Below are 4,663 nucleotides of genomic sequence, written 5' to 3' on the forward strand. Positions count from 1 at the left end.
CGCCTACATTGACGGCCAACACGGCAAGCACGCCGCCGCCGAGAACCAGCACGGTCGCCGCCGCCGCGACGTAAAGCGTCTGCACCGCGGACTGGATGATGTTGAGGCGCTTCTGACGATAGGTCGATACGAAAAAGCGGATCAGGAGGTTTTGCAGCGACGTGGTGACGACCAGAAGCGCGGCGACCTGAAAGAGCGACGCGCGGCCGGCGCCGCCCGCGCCCTCCTTCGCCAGGAACGGCGCGAAAACGAATAGCGCCGCCGCGCCGATGAGCCCCAACGCGACGCGCATCGCGATCATGCGCCGCATGAATCGGATCTCGTCGCCGCCGGACTCGCGCACGCGCGGCAGGAATTTCAGGACCGCATTGCCAAGGCCGAGGCTGGCGAAGGTGACAAACGTCGCCTGCGCGTTCAGCACCGACGCGAGCACGCCGTATTCGCCGGCGCCGAGCAGGCGGAAGAGCAGGATGCTCTCCACGTATTTCGCGGCGGTGAAGTAGAGCTTGCCGGCGAGATTCCACGCCATCGCGCCGGCGGCTTTTTCCCCTAGCGATTTCAAGCGGGCATCCCGGCGGCTCGCGCGCGACGCCGGCCGTCAGCGCCCGGGCGCGGTGATGAGCGCCTCGACGTGCGTGTCGCGGCGCAGATAACGGCGCGCGGCGGCCCGCACCGCGCGCGCGGTGACGCGTTCGATATCGCGCGCGGCCCAAAACGGCGCGCGATAGCCGAGCCCGAGCAATTCGTCGAGCGCCATCGCCTGCGACACGGAACCCAGATGCGCAAGCTCCACCTCCGTGCTGCCGGTGAGATAGCGCTTCACGCGGGCGAGCTCGTCCTCGCCGACGGGCTCGTCACAAATCTTCTCGAGCTGCTCCCAGATGCCGCGGCGCGCCTTGTCGACGAGGTGATGCGAGGTCCCGATGTAGATCGCGATCGCGCCCGGCTCGACGCCTTCGTGATGGAAGCTCGTCACGGAATACGCGAGATTCTGCCGGTCGCGCAATTCCAGGAACAGGCGGCCGCCCTGCCCCGCGAGAACCGCGTTCAGCACCTCCAGCGCGTGGCGGTCCGGCGAGACGATCGACGTGCCGAGAAATCCGACGACCAGGTGCGACTGCTCCTTGTCCCGAAAGAGCGTCACTTGCCGCGATTTTTTCGGCGCGCTCTCGGGCGCGGGATCGCGTCGCTTCGCGCCGCTTCGCGACAGCTTGCCGAAATATTGGGTCACCGCCTTGCGCACGCGCTCGATCGACACGTCGCCCGCGAAGGCAAACACGAGATCCTCCGGGCGCAGCGCGCGCTTGTAGAACGCGCCGATCTTTCGCCGCGTGATCGCGCGGACCGATTCCTCGGTGCCGAGGATTGACCGGCGGTACGGGTGGCGCGTGTAGAGCGTCTCCTGAAACAGGTCGATGCAGCGGCGCGCGAGCTGGTCCTCGCGGCGAAGGATCGAGCCGAGTTGATCCTCGCGTTCGAGGGCGATCTCCTCCTCCGGGAACGTCGATCCGAGCATCGCCTCGGCGACAAGCTCCATCGCCGCGTCGAAATCGCGCGAGAGAAAATCCGCCGCGACGCCGATGCTGTTGCGTCCTGAGAATCCGCCCAGCGAGCCGCCGATCGACTCCACCGCCTCGGCGAAGGCATCCGCGGACAAATCGCGCGTGCCCTTGGTCAACAGATTCGCGGTCATGCGCGAGATGCCCGCGTCGCGGTCGGTCTCCGCGCGCAGGCCGCCGAACATCGCCGTCTTCATCGAAAAGATCGGCGCCTGCGTGGTTTCCTTCACCGCGATGCGGATGCCGTTTTCAAGGCGGACAAGGTGCGTGCGGCGCCGGACGCCGTCCCGGGCGATAACGGTCAACGCCGCGGTGGGCGATCCGCCGTTCGGCGACGGTGCTAAAACGGGCTCGGCCGCTTTTGTCTTGCGGGCGGCCGCGCGAGCGTTTTTCGGCGGCGCCGCGCGCAACGCGTCGCCGACGGCCTTGGCGGTCAGGCGTTTTTTCTCCGTTTCGGGGGCGACGACCGCGAGATTGATGCGGCCGGGCGCGAGATATTTTTCGGCGAAGGCGCGAATGTCCTCGGGCGTCGCGCGCGCGACGCGCTTCAGGTATTTTGCGTCGAATTCCAGATCGCCCGTGTGCAGCCAGGAGAAGCCGAGCTTCTTCGCGAGTCCCACCGGCGTTTCACGCTCGAAAACGAAGTAGGCTTCGATGTTGCGGCGCGCCTTGTCGAGCTCCTGGGCGGTCACCGGCTCGGCGCGCATGCGCTCGATCTGCCCGGCGACGGCGCGCAGCGCGGCCGGTGTCTTTTTCGCCTCGCACACGCCGCCGACCAGGAACACGCCCGAGTCGTGCAGCGTGAGATAAGACGCGGACACGTCGCGCACCACGCGCGCGCGGCGGTGCACGGCGACGTTCAGCCGCGAGCTTTCGCCGCCGCCAAGGACGATCGCCGCGAGGTCGCCCGCGGCCGCGTCCTCGGAGGTGACGGACGGCGAGAGGAAGCCGAACTCAAACGTCGTCTCCTGGAATCCGCCGAACTCCACGCGCACGCGCGGGCGCGTCTGGGGCGCCTCGGTCACGCGCAAGGGCCGCTTGACGCGGCCCGGCTTGGCGTCCGCGAACACCTTTTGCAGGCGCCGCTCGGCCTTTTTCGCGTCGAAATCGCCCGCGAGCACGGCGATCATGTTGCTCGGCGCGTAGTAGTTCCGGAAAAACGAGACGATATCGGCGCGGCGGATGCGGCGCAGGACCTGTCGCGTGCCGATGATGGGCCGCCGGTACGGATGCTTCCTGAACACGGAGCGAAACAGGCTTTCGCCGGCGCGGTGCATCGGCGAATCCTTGCTGCGGCTCATCTCCTCGAACACCACCTGAATCTCGCGCGCCAGCTCGTGCTCGTCGAAGGTACTGAAACGCAGCGCGTCGGCGAGTACGTCCAACCCTACCTCCCAGAAGCGTGAGGCCATCGTGACGTAGTAGCAGGTGTGGTCGAACGTGGTGTAGGCGTTGATGTCCCCGCCTGCGCCCTCGATCTGCGCGGCGATCTGCCCGACGGGCCGCGAGGGCGTGCCCTTGAAGATCATGTGTTCGTGCAGGTGCGCAAGCCCGGCCTGGTCGGGCGTTTCGTCGGCCGAGCCGACGCGCACGTACATCAGCACGGAGACAACGGGCGTGTCGTGGTTTTCGTGAAGGATCGCCGTCAGGCGGCCGGGCGCCTCGACGATGCGGATGTCGTCTTTCATGGATCGTCTCCCGAAATCGGATCGAGCAGGGTGAATATCACCTCGTTGTGGCCGGGCCACACCGGAATCGTCTCCTCGTGCCGCCGCCCAATGATGCGTTCGCGGGCCGCCTCGGCCAGGCTTTCGTCCACCACCACGATCGGCGCGTCAAGGGGCGTCGTCGGCATTTCCTGAAAATGAGCCTGATTCGTGAAACCGCGCAGGTAAAAGCGGATCGGATGCTTGGCGTCCACAACCTGGATCGGCGTGTCCGGGCCGCCGTATCGCGCCGCCGCCGCGTGAATGCGCCGGATCATCGCCAAATAACGGCGCCGCGTCTGCACGTACACGATGTCCTCGCCGTCGCGATCGTAGTGAAGAAAGTTCAACTCCACGCTTGAGGCCGCATAGGGCAAAAGAACCGCAAACGCCGCCGCGACGGCGCCCGCGCGGATCCGCGGGTGCTTGGCCAGGCGTTCGGCGGCGGTCTGAACGCCGATTCCCGCGAGCATGAACAGCGGAAGATTGATGGAAATGACGCACCACGGAGTCTTGTACGGGATCGCGCTGTAGATCGCGAGGTGCGAAACCCACCAGACAAGAAAAAAGATGGCCGCCGCGTTTCGCCGCATGACGGCGAAAAGCGCGGGGAGCGCGGCGATGAGCAGCGGCGCGTAATATTCGGCGCTCAGGCGGAAAAAGTAGATCGGCGGCTTTTCGTGGCCCGTTTCGCCGACCCCGGTGCGCGTCCAGGGGATGTAGGCGTAAAAGAAATCGGCAAGGCCGCGCGGATTGATGCCGAACGTCGAAAATGTCAGCGCCCAGATCAGGATCGCCACGCCGAGCGCGTCAAGCGTCTTGATATCGCGCCGTCCCTCCATCCGGGAAAAGGGATTCCCGAGCGGCAACGGGCTTTGGTCCGGCCGGCCGAAGGCCAGCGCGCAAAGGGCCGCGACGGTCACGGCGGCAAGCGAAATCGCGGCGGTTTCCTTGATAGCGAACGCCAGCGACCAGGCCGCCAGGCACGCGGCCAAATCGCGCGCGCGGGCGCGCGCCTGAAACCGGAAAAGAAAAACGGTCGCAATCGCCAGGAGGGCAACGAGATAGATCTCGTGGATGAAGGTCCGGGCAAAGTAGACCTCCGCGCCGGCGACTGCCATCGCCCCGCCCGCGAACAAAGCGCCCGCCACGCCAATCCACGGCGAAAGCGCAAGCAGCGCCGCCACGGCCAGCACGCCCAAAAAGGCCGGCATGGCGCGCAAATCGGCCGAGTCCATGCCGAAAACGCGCGCCGGGATGTACGCCAATTCGTAGAGCAGCGGCCCGTGGTAGTTCGTCGGGTTGTAGGCGTACCAGCCCTTTTTCACGAGATCCTCGACGAATCCGAAATTGACGGACTCGTCGTGGTGAAAGGGCTTGAGATCAAGCGCCGCGACG

At 66.4% G+C, this 4,663-nt stretch carries 3 protein-coding genes; all 3 read right to left on the bottom strand.

Annotated features, from left to right (window positions below):
• Window positions 1–562: oligosaccharide flippase family protein (locus K8I61_03240; GenBank protein MBZ0271024.1), on the bottom strand; the 562-nt coding region annotated here is incomplete at its 3' end.
• Window positions 563–598: 36 nt separating this feature from the next.
• Entirely contained in the window at window positions 599–3,247 is a 2,649-nt protein-coding gene (locus K8I61_03245) for an insulinase family protein (GenBank protein ID MBZ0271025.1), read from the bottom strand.
• A partial coding sequence (locus tag K8I61_03250) for a TIGR03663 family protein (GenBank protein MBZ0271026.1) occupies window positions 3,244–4,663 on the bottom strand: 1,420 nt, incomplete at its 5' end. The genes K8I61_03245 and K8I61_03250, both read right to left, overlap by 4 nt.

This window comes from bacterium (genome assembly GCA_019912885.1).
Classification (GTDB): domain Bacteria; phylum Lernaellota; class Lernaellaia; order JACKCT01; family JACKCT01; genus JAIOHV01.

What these genes read in the sequence shown, in the direction of transcription:
- K8I61_03245 (MBZ0271025.1), bottom strand. Translation starts at nt 3,247, where the DNA reads ATGAAAGACGACATCCGCATCGTCGAGGCGCCCGGCCGCCTGACGGCG.